We start from the raw sequence: 18660 nt of genomic DNA on the forward strand, positions 1-18660 counted from the left end.
GGGTTGTATGGGCGGGTGTTTGCGGTGGTGCGGGGGTTGGTGTTTTTGGCTGCGGGTGGGACTTTTGAATAAGCCTCCGTGAATGAAGTCGTTTTACTATAAGCCATTTCGTATAATCAGGGAGTATCAACTCGTCTCGGAGGGGGAGCTTTTCCTGCTCTTGCCGGACATAATCTTCAAATCGGCTTTCCAGTTCATGGGAATTGGTGTGGGCCAGGGGTGAGTGGCCCTGATGATCCGATTGATTTGCTCGACACGCGATGTCGCACTCATGACCTGTGTTATGCAGCGAACGGTTATTTCAATAAAGCCTGTGACCGTCACTTAGTTGCTTTGATTACAGTCGACTTACAGCTGAATAAGTACTCAGGCTGGGTGAAGGCTAAAGCAATTGCTATTAGGCAAGTTTTTGTTCCTAATCCGTTTTTCTAGAAAGGGTAGTGGAGATGATATCTTATGTGGTTGGTAATCGCTGGGGGGTATTTTCTTCCCCACGCTGGAAAAAATTTAATCTGCTTGCTGCCCCTATGTTTCTGGCTGGTGCCCTTGCCTTTATCTATGGAGGGCTTGCTACCAGCTATAGCTGGGCTCTTGCACCCCTGCTGGGTCTTCTTGGCCTTGGGCTAAGTCTCTTGGCCCGCACATGGGGCTGGGCAGTGGCCTTCTTCCTGCTCATCCTAACCCTCCCAGTAGTTATTGCCCTACAGGGCGTATAAGGCGCACAAAACTGATGACACTAAAGAAGTGGTTCTCCTCCCCCGACGGGGAGGAGAACCACTTCTTATACCTCTAGGGCCTAGCGTCCGAAGAGAACCTTAGCTTCTTCGTAGCGGTGCACCGGCACGGTTTTTAGGCCGTTCAGGGCCTCAGCGAAGTCAACGCGCTTGATTTCGGTGCCCTGCAGAGCGACCATCTTGCCCCATTCTTTATCGTGAATCATATCGACCACCTGAATACCCAGGCGGGTGGAGAGCACTCGGTCAAAGCCGGTGGGGGCGCCGCCGCGCTGGATATGGCCTAGGGTGGTGTTGCGGGTTTCGATACCGGTGATGCGCTCAATCTCCTGGGCAACCCAGTCGCCGATACCGCCTAGGCGGGGGCGGCCGTCCTTCTCCTGGCCCTTACCTGCCATCACATCGTCAAAGCCCTCCGGGATAAAACCCTCGGCCACTACCACCAGGGGCGAGCGGCCGCGGTCGTGAACTTCTTTGACCCAGCCTGAGACTTCCTCCATGGAGACCTTAACCTCTGGAATCAGAATAGCGTGGGCGCCACCGGACATGCCGGAGTGCAGGGCTATCCAGCCCACATGGCGGCCCATGACTTCAGCGACCATGGCGCGGTGGTGGGACTCCCCGGTAGTGCGTAGGCGGTCTAGGGCATCGGTTGCGATAGAGACCGCGGTGTCGAAGCCGAAAGTGTAGTCAGTGGCCTGGAGGTCATTGTCGATGGTCTTGGGTACGCCGACCACGGGCAGACCTGCGTCCGCCAGGCGCTTAGCGCCTGCTAGGGTGCCCTCACCGCCGATGGCGACAATGGCGTCGATGCCGTTGCGTTCCATCATGATTTCAATGTTTTCGGCACCGCCTTTAGGCCCATCAAAGGGGTTGGTGCGGGAGGTACCTAGAATGGTGCCCCCGGTGCGGGCTAGGCCGCGAACCTTGGTGCGGGGCAGATCCATGAAGTCGCCGTCAACGACGCCGCGCCAGCCGTCACGGAAGCCGATGAACTCGTCGCCGTAGGTCTTGACGCCATTGAGCACAGCGCCCCGAATCACAGCGTTCAGGCCGGGGCAGTCGCCGCCGGAGGTAAGCAGACCAATCTTCATGGAGAAACTCCTTGTGTTATTCCTGGTGAGGAATGAGGGTAATGACCCAGTTGGATTTCTGCCCGTTTGGGCCGTCCAAAGCCTGGGTCTTTGTTGGTTTCTATTGTAGTAAAGAGGGGTTGTGTTGGGTAGTGGGGCGCACATAAAGAACGCTCCCACGTAGTAGCTACGAGGGAGCGTCCTGCTGTTTCTATAAGCTGAAAACTATTTGGCGGTGGCTAGCAGTTTCTGCATGCGGGCAAGGCCCTCAGCCAAATCATCATCGCCCAGAGCGTAGGAGAGACGCAGGTAGCCAGAGGGGCCAAAGGCCTCACCGGGTACAACCGCTACTTCGGCCTCTTCGAGGATAATTTCGGCAAGTTCAGCAGAAGTCTGCGGAGTCTTACCTGCAATGGTTTTACCGAGTAGGCCGGTGACGTCGGGGTAGGCGTAGAAGGCACCCTTGGGGGTGGGGCAGTGCACACCTTCAATAGCGTTGAGCCCTTCCACGATAATCTTGCGCCGGCGGTCGAAGGCCTGGTGCATCTGCTTGACAGCGTCTAGGGGGCCAGAGACGGCTTTAAGGGCGGCCATCTGGGCCATATTGTTGACGTTAGAGGTCATGTGGGACTGCAGGTTGGTTGCTGCCTTGGTGATGTCTGCGGGGGCGATCATCCAGCCTACGCGCCAGCCGGTCATGGCGTAGGTTTTGGCAACACCGTTGAGAATAACGGTGTTTTCCGCCAGAGCCGGTACAGCCTTGACGATGGAGGTGAAGGGAACCCCGTCGTAGGTCAGGTGCTCGTAGATTTCGTCAGTGAGCACGATGACGCCCTTTTCAAGGGCCCATTCACCGATTGCCTTGGTTTCTTCGGGGGTGTAGACAGCACCGGTGGGGTTAGAAGGGGACACAAAAATGAGGGCCTTGGTGGCAGGGGTGTAGGCTGCCTCTAGCGTCTCGGGGGTGACCTTGTATTCCTGGTCGGCTCCGGCGAAAACCTCGATGGGGTTACCGCCTGCAAGGCGGATGGCTTCGGGGTAGGTGGTCCAGTAGGGGGCGGGTAGGAGCACATCGTCGCCCTCATCAATGACGGTGGCAAAGGCCTGGTAGACGGCCTGCTTGCCGCCGTTGGTTACGATGACCTGGGAGGCGTCAACGTCGATTCCTGAGTCGCGCTTGGTTTTCTGGGCGATGGCTTCGCGTAGGGCCGGAAGGCCTGCTGCCGGGGTATAGCGGAAGTTGGTGGGATCTTCTAGGGCCTTGTGGGCGGCTTCTACGATGTAGTCGGGGGTGGGGAAATCGGGTTCACCTGCACCAAAGCCGATGACTGGGCGTCCTTGTGCCTTAAGGGCCTTAGCTTTAGCGTCAACAACGAGGGTGGCTGAGGGGGCGATAGCGCCAATACGGCGGGATACGCGGGCAGTCATGGGGAGGTTCTCGCTTCCGTCCTGTTGGCAGGACCGTTCAGTTGGGGCAAAGGGGTGCGGACGCCGGTGCGCCCTTTAGTTACCTATCCTATAAATGATAAGGCGGGAGGGGCGAGCGCGCATCAAATTGCCAAAGTAAAAAATATGTTCTACAGTAGGTAACGTTGTTCGCAACCGAACAGCTTTAGGTTTGTGCCTGTAAGGGGTTCAGACCTCCTTGAAGGGGTAACCTTCAAAGGGCGGTGGCTCAATTGGTAGAGCAGCGGTCTCCAAAACCGCAGGTTGCAGGTTCGAGTCCTGTCCGCCCTGCTTCAAGCCTCACAGGTTTATTTGTCAATCGAACATTCATGTTCATGATGAGTCTAGAAAGGGGCGGGCCTATTATGGCTAAATCAATCGCCGCCAGGACCGCCGATTCTGAAGAAGTAGGCGCACAGCAGAAGCTAGGCTTCTTTGGTCGTATTTTCCAGTTCTTACGCGAAGTTATCGCAGAACTCAAAAAAGTCACTACCCCCACCGGTAAAGAACTGGTGCAGTATGTGATTATTGTTCTTTTCTTCGTTGCTTTTATGATGCTCTTCATCTCGGGCCTAGATTACGTTTTCGGTCAGGGAGCCTTCTGGATTTTTGGTAACGGTATCAACTAGAAGTAACGAAGCTAGGACGATAGCGACCTAACCCGTAGAATCTTTTGTGTATGTAAGGCTTATGTGCCTTCAAGTAAACCCCATTGACGAAAGCAGGAAAGCGTGACCGAGCAGGAACAGCATCCCGAAACTGAAGAGGTTGTAGAACCTGCAGAGCAGGCAATCGAAGAGGGCCATGAGGCTGTTGAAGTAGCGGCCGCTGAGGTTGCTGAAGAAGTCACCGAAGCTGAAGAGGCCGGTGAGCCCGCTGTTGACCCGCTCGAAGAGTTCAAGGCTAAGCTGCGCCGCCAGGAGGGTGAATGGTTCGTTATCCACACCTACGCTGGCTACGAAAACAAGGTTAAGACCAACCTCGAATCCCGTGCCCAGACCCTGAACGCTGAAGATGACATCTTCGAGGTTCAGGTTCCCATGGAAGAGGTCATGGAAGTTAAGAACACCACCAAGAAGCTGGTACGCCGCGTGCGCGTGCCCGGCTACGCTCTGGTGCGTATGAATCTGACCGACGAGAGCTGGGGCGTTGTGCGCCACACCCCCGGTGTGACCGGCTTTGTTGGGCAGGACGCCTACAACCCGGTTCCCCTGCGCCTGGATGAGGTTGTCGACATGCTAGCTCCTGTCTTTGAGGCTGAGCAGGCAGAAGCAGGTGCCGCACCCAAGGTTGCCCCCGCTGTTGAAACCGGTTTTGAGATTGGTGAGGCCGTCACCGTTAAGGAAGGCCCCTTCGAGGGCATGCCTGCCACCATCTCAGAAATCAACGCCGCAGCTTCTTCAATGGTTGTGCTGATTTCCGTCTTTGAACGTGAAACCCCTGTAACCCTGAACTTCTCTCAGGTCACCAAGATGTAGAACCAGCTAGTCTGGTTGAGGGCCGCCCCGCTTCATGTGGGGCGGCCTTTTTGTGTGTCTCCATGGAAACCAGGGGTGGGTGCCTAGATTTATCCGCATTTGTTCTGGTTTACCCGCAACTAGTTGCGGGTAAACCAGAACAAATGCGGGGAATTGAGCTGGGGCGCAAGCGAGCTGACCCCGCACCTGCCCATCCTGTGAGCAAACACCCAGCTGCTGACGTCCGCCCCGCAATAGCTTTAAGGCTCAGACCGTACTAAGATAGAAAACTGTATGTGCGCACCCACGCCGGTGCGTCCCTACAGGGTGCAGCCGCCGCCATGGCAGCACCACCGCCCGGTGCATACTCCTGTGCTCCGGCCCACCAGCTAAGAAAAGGACCAAACACAAATGGCTCCCAAGAAGAAGGTCACCGGCCTCATCAAGCTGCAGATCCAGGCAGGCGCCGCTAACCCCGCGCCCCCCGTTGGCCCCGCACTCGGTGCGCAAGGCGTCAACATCATGGAATTCTGCAAGGCTTACAACGCAGCCACTGAATCCCAGCGCGGCAACATCATCCCCGTAGAAATCACCGTCTACGAGGACCGCTCCTTCACCTTCATCACCAAGACCCCTCCTGCAGCACAGCTCATCAAGAAGGCAGCTGGCGTTGCTAAGGGTTCTGGCGTTCCCCACACCAACAAGGTCGGCTCACTGACCCTGGACCAGGTCAAGGAAATCGCGCAGACCAAGATGGAAGACCTCAACGCTAACGACATCGACGCCGCAGCGAAGATCATCGCCGGCACCGCCCGCTCCATGGGCATCACCGTCGAAGGCTAAGACCCTTCCACCCCGCCTACCGCGGGGAACCGAGGTTCACACCTCACCTAAGACAATTGTTAGAGTCTCCCACGTCTGGGAGGCATGTGGCAGAGCCGAGCGCGGCTCATCAAAGACCACACCTGCAAAGGAGAAAAGCAGATGGCAAAGCGCAGCAAGGCGTACCAGGCAGCTGTAGCCAAGATTGAAGCGGACAAGCTCTACGCACCCGCCGAGGCTATTGCAGTAGCAAAGGAAATCGCAGCAGACAAGCCCCACTCAACCGTTGAGGTCGCACTGCGACTGGGCGTTGACCCCCGCAAGGCAGACCAGATGGTACGCGGTACAGTCAACCTGCCCAACGGCACCGGTAAGACCGCCCGCGTTGTAGTAATCGCAGCAGGCGAAAAGGCTGAAGCAGCAGAAGCAGCTGGCGCTGACTTCGTTGGCTCAGACGACCTGATCGCAAAGATCGCTGGCGGCTGGGTAGACTTCGACGCAGCAGTTGCAACCCCCGACATGATGGGCAAGGTTGGCCGTCTGGGTAAGGTTCTGGGTCCCCGTAACCTCATGCCCAACCCCAAGACCGGTACCGTCACCATGGACGTTGCTAAGGCTGTTGCAGACATCAAGGGCGGTAAGATTGACTTCCGCGTTGACCGCAACTCAAACCTGCACTTCATCATCGGTAAGGCTTCCTTCACCGAGCAGCAGCTGACCGAGAACTTCGAAGCAGCTCTTGAAGAGGTTAACCGTCTCAAGCCCTCATCTTCTAAGGGCCGCTACATCTCCAAGGCAACTATCGCCACCACCTTCGGTCCTGGCGTTCCCGTTGACCCCTCAACCGTAGCCTAAGTTTTCTTAGACTTCCCCGGTTAGATGTAGCCCCCAGGGCTAAATCAGCAGGCTCACCGCGTCTCATACGCGGGGAGCCTGCCTTTTTCAGTTTAAAGAAAAGTACCTAAGTACTCTCTTTGTTCCAGATGCGTATTATCTCTGGTCTTTCCGGTGCTCCCGCTATAGGATAATTGCTAACCACTCTCATTAAGGAGTTTGGTTTCTTGGAGAAAAGAAGTAAAGATGTTCTTTTTAATTGGTGAAATACATGAATAAACGGGTACAGAATAAATGGTGGATACCAGCCTCGATTGCTGGGCTTGGCGTCGTATCACTCTTAGTATCACTCATAGTTGCTGGCCTGGAATATAGAAACTGGGAAGAGTCAGGCGAGCCTTATCATCAAGCATCTTCGTGGATTGTTGCTTGGCACGGTCTCTCACTGTTGGTTATCGTCATCAGTATTCTTTTGCTGATTTGGCAGTTTCTAAAACTCCAGAAAAAATAGTTTTTGGCAGGCTCCGTTGCGTGCGGAGCCTGCTTTTTAGCTGTGGGGTTAGCGCAGCGGCTAGGGGAGGCGGACGCCCGGGTCTAGAATTTGCGGGCGCAGCCTGGCACTGAACTTGGCAGGCCTTCACCTTTCCCACAATACCCCTCCCAATTTAAGTGATTAAGCACCCTTAACCCCGGTTTTAACTTGCCAGGGCCCAGCTAACCGTGGTTAGATGAAGTAACCAAAGACCGCCGGTCTGTGCCTTTTACAGGCACGATAAGGGCTAACCAGCCCACCTGCGTAGGTGCCGATAAAAGAATACAAACCAGTTTCACTGAGCTTGTATTATGCCTCGATGCCTGCGCGTCGGGGCATTTTTTGTTGGCCTGGCGGGATAAGAACTGGAAGGAACACCATGGCAACACAGGATAAGATTGCTGCCGTCTCTGAGATCAAGGAACTCCTTGAATCCTCAAACGGCGTAATTCTCACCGAGTACCGTGGTCTCACCGTTGCACAGATGAAGGAACTTCGTCGTGCACTGGGTGCTGAGACCGAGTACGCCGTGGTAAAGAACACTCTGACCGCTATCGCGGCTAAGGAAGTTGGCATCGAAGCATTCGATGGTCAGCTCCACGGCCCCAGCGCAATCGCATTCATCAAGGGCGACTTCATTGATGCTGCGAAGGGTCTGCGTGACTTTGCCAAGGCTAACCCCCAGCTGATCGTTAAGAGCGGTTACTTCGAGGGCGAAGCTCTCGACGAAGCTGGCATCAACAAGTTTGCAAGCCTCGAATCACGCGAGGTACTTCTTGCAAAGGTCGCAGGCGGCGCAAAGGGCGCAATCGCAAAGGTTGCTCGCACCGTTGACGCTCTGCGTATCAAGCTCGAAGAGCAGGAAGGCGCAGCACCCGAGGCCGAGTAATCGCCTCGAAGCTGCCCACCGCACAGACTTTGGCCTTACGGCCACCCCACAATTTTCAAGCTCGCAGGCTGAAATACTGAGGCTTGCAAGAGAATCAAAGAAGGAGCCAATCTCATGGCTAAGCTTTCAATCGAAGAACTCATTGAAGCATTCAAGGAACTGTCACTCGTCGAGGTTTCCGAATTCGTTAAGGCATTCGAAGAAGAATTCGACGTAACCGCAGCCGCTCCCGTTGCTGTTGCTGGTGCTGCCGGTGGCGACGCTGGTTCTGCTGAAGAGCAGTCAGAATTCGACGTTATCCTCGAATCAGCTGGCGACAAGAAGATCGGCGTTATTAAGGAAGTTCGCGCCCTCACCTCACTGGGTCTGAAGGAAGCTAAGGACCTCGTTGACGGCGCTCCCAAGCCCGTTCTCGAAGGCGTTTCCAAGGAAGACGCAGAGAAGGCTAAGGAAGCTCTCGAAGGCGCTGGCGCAACCGTCACCCTCAAGTAAGTTTCTTACTTTTCTTATCTTTGGCGCAAGGGCGGCACCCATCACGGGTTGCCGCCCTTGCGGCTTTTAAGAAACACCGCCTTACACCTAAGGCAGCGGCCAGCCTTGCCGGGGGGCATAAAGGACGGACGCCACCGCCCATCTCTTCCCCTGCCTGCTGGTTTTAGTTAGGCTGGGGTCATGGGTAAGACTCTTTTTCGTGTGCTCTGGTGCCTGCTGTTGGCAGGTTTTCTGACCTGGCTAGCTATCCTGCTATGGCCGGGCCACCCGGTCATAGCCTGGCTGACCACCCGCCTGGTCATTGCCTTCCCCACTTTGCTTGCGGTTGCCGGGGCGGGCGTCCTGATAGTGGCCCTGCTGGTTGCCCTGCGCTCTAGAACCAGCACAATCACCCGCTGCCTCGCCGGGCTGACGGCACTAGCCTGTGCCGCTTCTAGCCTTCTGGCGGTGATTGACCCCTACGGGTCTATGCGATATCAGGCACGCGGGGTGCTCGCCATCGGCTGCGCCAATATGCAGATCTACCGGGTCACCACCTATAATGCCCTCGACACCCTCACCGACCAGGGCCTGGCCCGGCTACTGGCTGATCAACCGGATTTTCTGGTGCTCCCCGAAGTTTCACCCGACACGCCCGCTCTAGCTGACGGGGTACCGGGCTACCAGGTCTTTGCCTCCACGAGCCAAAAGCCCCATATTGCCCCAACCCTGACCCTGGTGAGCGACAGGCTGGGCTCCTACACCGCGCAGGAAGTGCCCATGACATTCGGGGCCCTTCTGCTGACTCCTGAAAACCAGGCCAGCGGGCAGCCCCAGCTACTGGCGGTGCATACCGCCCCGCCTGTCCCTATCTACATGCAGCAGTGGCGTGAAGATCTCGCTACGATTGACCGGCTGGCCCGCGACGAGGGGAGCCTCGACCTGATAGCCGGTGACTTCAACGCGACCCTGCTGCACGGCAGCTTAGCCAGCTATGCGGGGGCTGGCTCACTGCTGGGGGTGGACGCCGCCTTGGCCACTGACCAGGTAGAGGGCACCTGGCCTGCAGGCGGAGTGCTAGGAATGAAATCGCCCATTGACCGCGTGATAGTGATGCAGGGCCCACCTGCTGGCGGTGAAGAAGTGACCTACCGCCGTGTGGGGAACTCTGACCATCTGGCAGTGGGTGCCGCCCTGACTCTCTGCAGCCCCTAGCTGCCGCTCTCTTGAACGGTGGGGAAGTGATAGGCGATGGTAGGCTGGTGGCAACCCCGCACACAGCGCACCCCCCAATCTACTATGAGGTGAGAACCATGGCAGGCTTCTTCAAAAGGCTCTTCGGCAGCAGCAAGACCGCCCAGTCCCCAACACCTGACCCTGCCCAGTCCTCAGCATCTGCCTCCGCCGCAGCGTCCGCTCTGGAAACCACCGTTCTCGAGACCTCCGCGCTGACCGCCCACATGGACGGCACCGTCATTGAACTAGCCAAAGTCAGCGACTCCACTTTCTCATCGGGTGCCCTAGGCCCCGGCGCCGCAATCGAACCCACAACAGGCCAGGTGGTAGCACCAGCAGACGGTGAAATAACCCTAGCCTTCCCCACCGGCCACGCCTTCGGCATTCGTACCACAGAAGGCCTAGAGGTACTGATTCACGTGGGCTTCGATACCGTAGAACTAGACGGCAAATTCTTTGAACCTAAGGTCAAGAAGGGCGAGAAAGTTACCCGCGGCCAGGTGCTGGTTGAATTTGATTTAGCCCAGGTCAAAGCCGCAGGCTACACCGCAACCACTCCGCTAGTGATCACCAACGCAAAGAACTCCGTAACAGGCCTGACAATAACCAAGGCCCTCAGCGACGTAGCCGCCGGTACTGACTTCATCACCGCAACCCATCCAGCCTCAAGATAAAGCCCAATCGCACAGGCCTCCTAGCCCGCCCCTAACTAACCAGGTACCCTTGAGAAGTAAACCGTACCCAGGAGGATTCTATGCCCGAGCAGACCTACAACTTTACCGTGCGTGAAGCCAACCGAAGCTGACTACCCCGGCGTCATTGAGGCACTCACCAACGCCTTTGAACATGACCCTGTTATGAGTAAGGCCATGGGCGGGGACGGCCGCACCGAAACCGTCCGAGGCCTTTTCGATTTTCAGATACGCACCACCTACGGCCCTAAAGGCACCATTGATATCGCTGTTACCGAAGACGGCAAGGTGCTGGGGGCTGCTCTCTGGCTCTCACCCCAGGCGCAGAAGGGCAACCTGCTGGCTGACCTCAAGGCTCTCCCTGATTACTACAAGGTGCTAGGGAAGGGGCTGATTCGTGCCGCTTTCACCGAGTTCCGGCTGCTAGCCAAGCGCCCCAGATTCGCCCACTGGTACCTCTACACCATCGGTGTGCATGAGGACGCCCGCGGTCACGGCATCGGCTCCCACCTGCTGGATTACCGCTGTGAGCGCCTAGAGCAGGTTCCTGCCTATTTGGAGGCATCTACCTACCGCTCAGCGTCATTGTATGCCCGCCACGGTTTTGTGGAGCTCTTTCGGTTCAAAAGCGGCAAGCCTGCCCTGGGCATGTTGCACCCGGCCCCGGTGACGCAAGTATCCTTGCATGACCTTCACCGGAACAAGTAGTAATTTCTCTGTTCTTCTCTCCTGATGATGTGCATGAGCTAGTCAGTACTTTACGGGGAGCTGCTCTGCTGAAGATAGCGATGTGGCCGAAGCGGGGGCGTATGCAACAGTTTGAATAATTAATGTGATTATTTAGATAAACACTGATTTCGAGTGTCATAATCCTGGGGAATCAGTTTTGGTGATTTTCACTTGAAGTCGCTAGCTGCTCGGCGTTCTTGATTAATACCAATATTTGGGATGAACTAGGCTAGTTTGGAGCTGTTTTCAGGCAGAAGGGCCCCTGGAATGAAAATAGGGGAAATTATACTATATTTCCTACCTTAGAGGGTGCTTGACTGTAAGAGGGGCTAGGCCAGCATGCATACCATGGGGCCAGTAAATGAGTTAGTGTCATAACTGGATTCGGTTACATGTAACTGAGTATTAATCGTGATATATCATCAGGAGCTACACATTATGGGTTCTACGGCTGCGGCTGACACTGCCCCTTCACAAGACCTCACCCAGGAGCTGAAAAAGAATCAGCTCAAAAACCTTCTTCTAGCCACCATCTTCTCAACCATTGGGTTCTGGGCCTGGACCCTGATAGGCCCCCTCGCGAAGGGTTACTACGCAAAAGAATTTGACCTCACTCCCGGTCAGGTTAGCCTGCTGATTGCTACCCCCATTCTCGTTGGTGCTTTGGCTCGTATCCCGGTAGGTGCTTTGGCCGATAACTTCGGCGGACGCATCATGTTTACCATCGTGCTAGGTGTATCTGCCCCCTTGGTTCTACTGACCGGTATCGCTGGGCTTTCAGATAGCTTTGCTTTCTTGATGGTTTCTGCATTCCTGCTGGGTCTGGCCGGTACTGTTTTCGCAGTGGGTGCTCCCTTCACTAACCTCTGGTACGAGAAGCACCGCCGTGGTTTCTCATCAGGTGTCTTCGGCGCCGGTATGATCGGTACTGGTCTGAACGCATTCCTGACCCCCCGCCTCTTCAACGCGTTGGGCTACTGGAACCTTCACCTGCTGATGGCCGCCGTTGTTGGCCTGGCAGCAGTGCTCTCCTACCTCTTGCTGCGCGAATCTCCTCTGCGCCCCACCGGTAAGTCTGCTCCTCTTCTGCCCAAGATTGCAGCAGCCCTAAAGCTGATCCCCACCTGGCAGTTCTCCGCTTTGTGCGCCATCGGCTTCGGTGCCTTCGTTTCTTTCTCTAACTACCTGCCCACCTACCTGGGTAACGTCTACGGCTGGGAAGCAGTGGATGCGGGTACCCGTACCGCTGGGTTCGCTCTGGTAGCTGTTATTGCCCGTCCTATTGCAGGTTCTCTTGCTGACCGCATCAGCCCCAAGCTCATCTGCCTTACCTCCTTTATCCTGGTAACCATTCTCGCGATGCTGATTGCCTTCCAGCCTGAAGGTGAGTACGTCTACGGTACCCTCTTCTTGCTGCTGGCCGGTTCACTAGGTATCGGTATCGGTGGCCTGTTTGCTTGGTTGGCTCAGGTCATCGCCCCTGAAATGCAGGGTTCTGTTGCAGGTGTCGTGGGTGCCCTAGGTGCCTTCGGCGGTTTCTTCCCTCCCCTGGTTATGGGCGCAACCTACAACGAAGAACTCCACAGCTACTTCCTGGGTCTGACCCTGCTAGCTGGTGCTTCAATCCTTGGTCTGCTGATAACTCTCATTACTAAGAGCAAGAAGCACGCCGCATAGTAGAACTATCTAGAATCTATTGACATAGATACCCCAAGTGCCCCTGGCCTCTATAGGCTAGGGGCACTTTGTCATGCTGATAGGAAAGTGCTTGGCTCTAGCATCGCGTGGACGATAACCCGTCTCAATATGGCGCCAGGTGTGTAAGGTATGGCACAATAAGGGGTATTATAAATAAAAGCTGTTACAACTGGCGCGGGAGAGACCGTGCAGACTCGAGGTTGAGGGACCACGAGCGCCGGCGCCGAAGGAGCAAATCCTCCCCGGGAAACTCTCAGGCACATGTACCGCTCAGTTAGGCAACTCTGGAGAGGGGCATCAAACCCCCACCGAAGGGGCAAAATTCGCGCCCGCTACTACGCGTGATGGGTAGCTGCGAACCAAAACTCTCAGGTAATAACAGAGCGGGGAGGGCACCCCCACAGGGCACCCTGTGGGTAGGTTTACCCTCTACCCTTGGAGCCTCATATGTCATTCCTCGACCGTCACCTTGGCCCCCGCTCAACTGACCAAGAAACCATGCTAGCAGCCCTAGGCTATGACAGCCTCGGCGCCCTCATCAAAGAGGTCATTCCCCCCACCATTCGTCTACAGGGTGATCTCAACCTGCCCGCTCCACTATCTGAGCTAGAGGCCCAGAATAAGATCGCCTCCTATGCAGCCCTCAATCAGGTCAAGCACCAGATGATTGGCGCAGGCTACTACGATGCCATCACCCCGGCTGTTATCCGCCGCAACATACTTGAAAACCCGGGCTGGTACACCTCCTATACCCCTTACCAGCCCGAAATTTCTCAAGGCCGTCTCGAAGCCCTGCTAAACTTTCAAAACACCGTCATGGAGCTGACCGGTCTACCCATCGCTAATGCCTCCCTTCTAGATGAAGCAACCGCCGTTGCAGAAGCTGCGGTGATGATGCGCCGTGCTAACCGCAAAGTCAAGAAGGGCTTCTTCGCTATCGACGCCCGAGCCCTGCCCCAGACCCTCTCAGTCGTCCGCGGCCGTGCCGAAGCATTGGGTATTCCCTTTACCATCACCGACTTTGCTGACGGTCTGCCCGAAGGCGACCTCTACGGCGTCATTATCTCTAACCCCGGCCAAGACGGCCAAGTGCGCGACATCGAGCCACTCATTCAGGCCGCTAAGGAACGCGGGGCCCTAGTCACCGTCATCACCGACCTGCTAGCCCAGACCCTACTGACCACCCCCGGTCACCAGGGTGCCGATATTGCTGTGGGCTCCTCACAACGCTTCGGCCTGCCCCTCTGGTACGGTGGCCCCCACGCAGCCTTCATGGCCGTCGCCCAGGGGCTAGAACGCAACCTTCCAGGCCGTCTGGTCGGTGTATCAAAGGACGCCACCGGCAAGCCCGCCTACCGCCTAGCCCTACAAACCCGCGAACAACACATCCGCCGCGAAAAAGCTACCTCTAACATCTGCACCGCCCAGGCCCTACTGGCCATCGCCGCCGGTGCATACGCTATCTACCACGGCCCCGAAGGGCTACGCGCCATTGCTCAGCGTCTGCACGATAATGCCGCCCGAATTGCCGCAGCCGGCACGTCCGCCGGACTGAAACTAGTCCACGAAACCTTCTTCGACACCGTAGCTTTTGAAGCACCGAATCGCGCCGACGAACTGGTCGCCCAGGCGCTAGAAGCAGGTATTAATATCCGCCGTCTCTCCGCTGACCGTATCTCTATCTCTGTAGGCGAATCCCACACCGAACAGGTACTCGAAGCCCTGGCAACCGCCCTGGGCGGGGAACTAGAGGAGACCGACTCCTACCAGCTACCCCAGGCCCTGCTCCGCACCGATAACTACATGAGCCACCCGGTCTTCCACCTCTACCGCTCTGAAACCTCCATGATGCGCTACCTGCGCTCCCTGGCAGATAAAGACCTGGCCCTAGACCGCACCATGATTCCCCTGGGCTCTTGCACTATGAAACTCAATGCAGCAGCCGAGATGGAACCCATCTCCTGGCCCGAATTCGCCTCCATCCACCCCAACGTCCCTGCCGACCAAGCCACCGGGTGGAAGGCCCTGATTGAAGAGCTCTCCACCTGGCTCACCGAAATCACAGGCTACGACGCTATCTCCTTGCAACCTAACTCCGGTGCGTCCGGCGAATACGCGGGCCTACGCGCTATCCGCGCCTACCACGAAGCTCAAGGCGATACCCAACGCACCATCGTCCTCATTCCCATGAGCGCCCACGGCACCAACGCCGCCTCTGCCGCCCTAGCCGGTCTGGCTGTTGCCGGTGTGGCAACCGCCGCCGATGGCTCCATCGACGTAGAGGATCTAAAAGCCAAGATTGAAAAATACGGCGACACCATCGCCGGGATTATGATTACCTACCCCTCCACCCACGGTGTCTTCGAACAGCAGGTTGTGGAAGTCTGCCAGCTGGTGCACGAAGCCGGGGGCCAGGTCTACATAGACGGTGCCAACCTCAACGCCCAAATGGGCCTAGCCCAACCCGGAAAGTTCGGTGGCGATGTCTCCCACCTGAACTTACACAAAACCTTCGCCATCCCCCACGGTGGTGGAGGCCCCGGCGTCGGCCCGGTTGCTGTGGGCTCCCACCTAGAAAAATACCTACCCGGCAACGGCTTTGAAGCGGACGCCCAAGGCCAGCTAGCCGGTGCGCCCCTACCCATCTCCCAGGCCATGTTCGGCTCAGCCGGTGTGCTACCCATCTCCTGGATGTACATTGCCATGACCGGCGCTGAAGGGCTACGCGCATCCTCTGAGACCGCTATCCTCTCAGCCAACTACATTGCCAAGAAACTAGGCTCCCTCTACCCGGTACTCTACGCGGGTGAAACCGGCCTGGTAGCCCACGAATGCATCCTAGATTTGCGCCAGCTAACTGCGGCCTCCGGAATCACCGCCGAGGACGTCTGCAAGCGACTCATGGACTACGGCTTCCACGCCCCCACCCTAGCCTTCCCCGTACCTGGCACCCTCATGGTTGAGCCCACCGAGAGCGAGTCCTTAGCTGAACTCGACCGCTTTATCCAGGCCATGACCAAGATTCACGCCGAGATTCAAGAGGTCATCGACGGCAAAATCAGCGCCGAAGAATCCGTACTGCGTCAGGCCCCGCACACCGTTGAGGTCCTCACCGCTGATGAATGGACCCGACCCTACCCCAGATCCCAGGCAGCCTACCCCGTCCACGAGCTACGCCTGAATAAGTACTTCACCCCCGTGGGGCGTATCGACGGCGCGGGCGGCGACCGTAACTTCGTCTGCGAATGCCCGCCGCCCATGGAAGCCTTCGACGTCGAAGCTCCCAGCGCCTAGGCCAGAAAGGTAAACCTATGTCACCCCAGAAAACTGCCCTCCACCAGGTCCACATCGATTTGGGTGCCACCTTCACCGACTTCGGTGGCTGGGAGATGCCCCTCAAATACAGCAACGACGTCGAAGAGCACAAGGCCGTACGATTAACAGCAGGTCTCTTTGACCTCTCCCACATGGGCGAATTCCGCATCACCGGCCCCGACGCCGCTGCTTTCTTGGACTACGCCCTACTCTCTAACATGTCCATCCTCAAGGTGGGCAAGGCCAAGTACTCCCTGCTCCTAGCCGAAGACGGCGGGGTCATCGACGATGTGATTACCTACCGACTAGGCGAGGAAGAATTCCTGGTGATCCCCAACGCCGCTAACGTTGCAACCGACTACGAGACAATGAGCGCCCGCAGCACAGGATTCGAGGTGCAACTAGTCAATGAGACCGCCCAGACCTCCCTCATTGCCCTACAAGGCCCAGCATCAGAGGCCATCCTGCTAGAGATGGAACCCTCCGAAGCTGAAACCATCACCTCTATGGGCTACTACTCAGCTGCCCCGATTCGTCTCGGCAACATTCAAGCCCTGCTCGCCCGCACCGGCTACACCGGTGAAGACGGCTTTGAAATCTATGTTGCCAACAAGGACGCCGCCAAGCTCTGGGCCCTAGCCTCTGAGCGCGGCCAAGAGCACGGGGCTATCCCCGCAGGCCTAGCTGCCCGCGACTCCCTACGCCTTGAAGCAGGCATGCCCCTCTACGGCCACGAACTAGGCCGGGACATCACCCCCTTCGAATCAGGCATGGGCAAACTCGTTGAAATCGCCCTGAACAAGAAGACCGCCGATTTTGTCGGTAAGGACGCCCTACTTGCGCTCGCCGATGAAACTCCAGCTCGTTCCCTGGTCGGTCTTAAAGCTCAGGGCAAGCGGCCTGGGCGGGCAGGTTCCACACTGGTAGACCAGGACGGTACCAAGATTGGTGAGATTACCTCCGGTATCCCTTCACCTACCCTGGGCTACCCCATCGCCATGGCTCTTCTGGCTACCGAGCACGCTAGCTTGGGGCAGACTGTGCAGGTGGATATTCGCGGTAAGGCTGCTCCTTTCGATATTGTTGAGCTGCCTTTTTACCAGCGCACACAGTAGAAGACGAGGCTGAAAGAGTCCACTGAGAATTCTGTACTACCCCTGCTGAGAGGAACATAACCTATGGGCCTGAATAACATCACCGATTATCTTTCTGAGCCGCCTCACTCAGGAGCACAAGCTCAAGCAGAAGCCCTGGGCTATGACATTTCCGTCTTTGAGCTCTTTTCTATTGGTATCGGCCCCTCAAGCTCCCATACCGTAGGCCCCATGCGAGCCACCAACCGGTTTATTGCTGAACTGATTGATACTGGAACCCTTAAGGACGTTACCCAGGTTCATATCGACCTCTACGGTTCTTTGGCAGCTACCGGCGCTGGGCACGGAACCATGAGTGCAGCTCTCAAAGGGCTGGCTGGCTTTGTACCTGAAACCATTGATATTGCCGCCGCCGAAGCTCTCATGGGCCGTAACCAGGTAGACGGAACTTTACCCCTGGCCGGCTACCCCTCGGCTGCTTTTGAAACCGGTGCCCCCGGTCCGGACGCTACTAAGGTGAGCGGGCCCGTCCTTACCTATAAGGAATCTGATATCACCCTGCGCCCGCTCACCCTGTTGCCTCGGCACACCAACGGTATTAAAGTCACTGGTTATACGGGGGAGAAGGTACTGCTAGAGCGCACTTACTTCTCTATCGGTGGTGGCTTCATCGTAGAAGAAGACGAAGAATCATCAGAATCTACTGGCCTTTCTCAGGCCCCTTACCCTTTCGGGTCGGGCCGAGAGCTACTGGAGATGGCTAACACGGCCGGATTATCTATTGCTCAGCTCAAGATGGAAAATGAGAAGACAGAGCGCACTGAAGCAGAGGTCCGAGCTGGTATTTTGCATATTCGGCAGGTTATGAAGGAGTGTATTGGCTCGTCCTTAGAACGTATGGGCTATCTGCCCGGCCCGCTTAAGGTGCGCTGCCGTGCAGGGCAATGGCACCGTGACCTGCTAGAAGAAGACCCTCGAAAGTCAGCTGATTTCGCCATCGACTGGGTTAATCTGATTGCCCTGGCTGTCAACGAGGAGAACGCCTTTGGCGGGCGTGTTGTCACGGCCCCCACCAACGGGGCTGCTGGCATTATCCCCGCAGTCTTGCACTACGCACTCAACTATGTGCCCTCGGTGGCCCATCACGGGCAGAAAGCTATTGATGATGCCGTCGTGGACTTTTTTCTAGCTGCCGCCTCAATTGGTGCCCTCTATAAGAAGCGGGCCTCAATCTCTGGCGCTGAGGTAGGCTGCCAGGGTGAGGTGGGCACAGCCTCATCCATGGCTGCTGCCGGTCTAGCGCAGGTTATGGGAGGCACCAATGAGCAGATTGAAAATGCCGCCGAGATTGCTATGGAGCACAACCTGGGTTTGACCTGCGACCCTGTGGGCGGCCTGGTACAGATTCCCTGTATTGAACGCAACGCCATGGCCGCCTCTAATGCGGTCACCGCCGCTAAGATGGCCCTACGAGGGGACGGACAACACCGGGTTTCTCTGGATCAGGTGATTGAAACCATGCGCCAGACCGGTGAGGATATGTCTCACCGCTATAAGGAGACATCTATGGGCGGCCTGGCTGTGAATGTAGTGGAGTGCTAGGGAGAGTTTGCAAAAGCCGCAGAGATTGGGTATGGA

Annotated in this window: 16 protein-coding genes, 1 tRNA gene and 2 riboswitches; of the genes, 15 read left to right on the forward strand and 2 right to left on the reverse strand. The window is 56.8% G+C overall.

What is annotated here, in order from left to right:
- Positions 1-446: 446 nt before the first annotated feature.
- Entirely contained in the window at positions 447-716 is a 270-nt protein-coding gene (locus ACED87_RS06325; RefSeq protein ID WP_449089736.1) for a hypothetical protein, read from the forward strand.
- Between the two features lie 80 nt (positions 717-796).
- On the opposite strand, the gene ACED87_RS06330 is transcribed toward ACED87_RS06325, so the two are convergent.
- Both ACED87_RS06330 and ACED87_RS06335 read right to left on the reverse strand, forming a co-directional pair.
- Positions 797-1828, reverse strand: a complete 1032-nt coding sequence (locus ACED87_RS06330) for a 6-phosphofructokinase (protein WP_449081121.1) — start codon at positions 1826-1828, stop codon at positions 797-799.
- A 204-nt stretch (positions 1829-2032) separates the two neighbouring features.
- The gene (locus tag ACED87_RS06335) at positions 2033-3235 is read right to left on the reverse strand and encodes a pyridoxal phosphate-dependent aminotransferase (RefSeq protein ID WP_449081119.1); all 1203 of its coding nucleotides are present in this window, start codon (positions 3233-3235) and stop codon (positions 2033-2035) included.
- Positions 3236-3471: 236 nt separating this feature from the next.
- On the opposite strand from ACED87_RS06335, the gene ACED87_RS06340 reads away from it, so the two are divergent.
- The 14 genes from ACED87_RS06340 to ACED87_RS06405 all read left to right on the forward strand — a co-directional run bounded on the left by ACED87_RS06340 (position 3472) and on the right by ACED87_RS06405 (position 18624).
- Positions 3472-3544, forward strand: a tRNA-Trp gene (locus tag ACED87_RS06340).
- A gap of 74 nt (positions 3545-3618) precedes the next feature.
- Positions 3619-3882, forward strand: coding sequence for a preprotein translocase subunit SecE (secE, locus tag ACED87_RS06345; RefSeq protein WP_449081118.1), 264 nt, complete (start codon positions 3619-3621; stop codon positions 3880-3882).
- Between the two features lie 102 nt (positions 3883-3984).
- Positions 3985-4731 (forward strand): transcription termination/antitermination protein NusG, encoded by a 747-nt coding sequence (gene nusG / locus ACED87_RS06350; RefSeq protein WP_449081116.1) that lies wholly within the window; start codon positions 3985-3987, stop codon positions 4729-4731.
- 390 nt (positions 4732-5121) lie between these two features.
- Positions 5122-5553, forward strand: coding sequence for a 50S ribosomal protein L11 (rplK, locus tag ACED87_RS06355; protein ID WP_449081114.1), 432 nt, complete (start codon positions 5122-5124; stop codon positions 5551-5553).
- A gap of 141 nt (positions 5554-5694) precedes the next feature.
- Positions 5695-6387 carry a 50S ribosomal protein L1 gene (gene rplA / locus ACED87_RS06360; RefSeq protein ID WP_449081113.1) on the forward strand — a complete coding sequence of 231 codons (693 nt, stop codon included), beginning with the start codon at positions 5695-5697 and terminating at the stop codon, positions 6385-6387.
- 890 nt (positions 6388-7277) lie between these two features.
- Complete coding sequence (rplJ, locus tag ACED87_RS06365) at positions 7278-7787, forward strand: 50S ribosomal protein L10 (RefSeq protein ID WP_449081110.1); 510 nt, start codon at positions 7278-7280, stop codon at positions 7785-7787.
- Positions 7788-7901: 114 nt separating this feature from the next.
- Complete coding sequence (rplL, locus tag ACED87_RS06370) at positions 7902-8279, forward strand: 50S ribosomal protein L7/L12 (RefSeq protein WP_449081108.1); 378 nt, start codon at positions 7902-7904, stop codon at positions 8277-8279.
- A gap of 180 nt (positions 8280-8459) precedes the next feature.
- On the forward strand, positions 8460-9473 hold the full coding sequence (locus ACED87_RS06375) for an endonuclease/exonuclease/phosphatase family protein (RefSeq protein ID WP_449089737.1): 1014 nt from the start codon (positions 8460-8462) through the stop codon (positions 9471-9473).
- 98 nt (positions 9474-9571) lie between these two features.
- Complete coding sequence (locus ACED87_RS06380; RefSeq protein WP_449089738.1) at positions 9572-10168, forward strand: PTS sugar transporter subunit IIA; 597 nt, start codon at positions 9572-9574, stop codon at positions 10166-10168.
- Positions 10169-10279: 111 nt separating this feature from the next.
- A complete protein-coding gene (locus tag ACED87_RS06385) occupies positions 10280-10894 on the forward strand; it encodes an N-acetyltransferase family protein (RefSeq protein WP_449089739.1) in 615 nt (204 codons plus the stop codon).
- A gap of 459 nt (positions 10895-11353) precedes the next feature.
- Entirely contained in the window at positions 11354-12592 is a 1239-nt protein-coding gene (locus ACED87_RS06390; RefSeq protein ID WP_449081102.1) for an MFS transporter, read from the forward strand.
- A gap of 186 nt (positions 12593-12778) precedes the next feature.
- A riboswitch (glycine riboswitch) is annotated at positions 12779-12892 on the forward strand.
- Positions 12893-13005: riboswitch (glycine riboswitch) on the forward strand.
- A gap of 55 nt (positions 13006-13060) precedes the next feature.
- The gene (gene gcvP, locus ACED87_RS06395) at positions 13061-15907 is read left to right on the forward strand and encodes an aminomethyl-transferring glycine dehydrogenase (RefSeq protein ID WP_449089740.1); all 2847 of its coding nucleotides are present in this window, start codon (positions 13061-13063) and stop codon (positions 15905-15907) included.
- A 17-nt stretch (positions 15908-15924) separates the two neighbouring features.
- The gene (gene gcvT / locus ACED87_RS06400; RefSeq protein WP_449089741.1) at positions 15925-17043 is read left to right on the forward strand and encodes a glycine cleavage system aminomethyltransferase GcvT; all 1119 of its coding nucleotides are present in this window, start codon (positions 15925-15927) and stop codon (positions 17041-17043) included.
- Positions 17044-17106: 63 nt separating this feature from the next.
- Positions 17107-18624, forward strand: a complete 1518-nt coding sequence (locus tag ACED87_RS06405; protein WP_449089742.1) for an L-serine ammonia-lyase — start codon at positions 17107-17109, stop codon at positions 18622-18624.
- Positions 18625-18660: the final 36 nt, after the last annotated feature.

This window comes from Rothia sp. 32237D007AR (assembly GCF_053544675.1).

Coding starts and splice junctions, on each gene's coding strand:
- rplJ (WP_449081110.1), top strand. CDS start 7,278: ATGGCAACACAGGATAAGATTGCTGCCGTCTCTGAGATCAAGGAACTC.
- secE (WP_449081118.1), top strand. CDS start 3,619: ATGGCTAAATCAATCGCCGCCAGGACCGCCGATTCTGAAGAAGTAGGC.
- ACED87_RS06380 (WP_449089738.1), top strand. CDS start 9,572: ATGGCAGGCTTCTTCAAAAGGCTCTTCGGCAGCAGCAAGACCGCCCAG.
- ACED87_RS06405 (WP_449089742.1), top strand. CDS start 17,107: ATGGGCCTGAATAACATCACCGATTATCTTTCTGAGCCGCCTCACTCA.
- rplA (WP_449081113.1), top strand. CDS start 5,695: ATGGCAAAGCGCAGCAAGGCGTACCAGGCAGCTGTAGCCAAGATTGAA.
- rplK (WP_449081114.1), top strand. CDS start 5,122: ATGGCTCCCAAGAAGAAGGTCACCGGCCTCATCAAGCTGCAGATCCAG.
- gcvT (WP_449089741.1), top strand. CDS start 15,925: ATGTCACCCCAGAAAACTGCCCTCCACCAGGTCCACATCGATTTGGGT.
- ACED87_RS06325 (WP_449089736.1), top strand. CDS start 447: ATGATATCTTATGTGGTTGGTAATCGCTGGGGGGTATTTTCTTCCCCA.
- ACED87_RS06335 (WP_449081119.1), bottom strand. CDS start 3,235: ATGACTGCCCGCGTATCCCGCCGTATTGGCGCTATCGCCCCCTCAGCC.
- ACED87_RS06330 (WP_449081121.1), bottom strand. CDS start 1,828: ATGAAGATTGGTCTGCTTACCTCCGGCGGCGACTGCCCCGGCCTGAAC.
- ACED87_RS06390 (WP_449081102.1), top strand. CDS start 11,354: ATGGGTTCTACGGCTGCGGCTGACACTGCCCCTTCACAAGACCTCACC.
- gcvP (WP_449089740.1), top strand. CDS start 13,061: ATGTCATTCCTCGACCGTCACCTTGGCCCCCGCTCAACTGACCAAGAA.
- rplL (WP_449081108.1), top strand. CDS start 7,902: ATGGCTAAGCTTTCAATCGAAGAACTCATTGAAGCATTCAAGGAACTG.
- ACED87_RS06375 (WP_449089737.1), top strand. CDS start 8,460: ATGGGTAAGACTCTTTTTCGTGTGCTCTGGTGCCTGCTGTTGGCAGGT.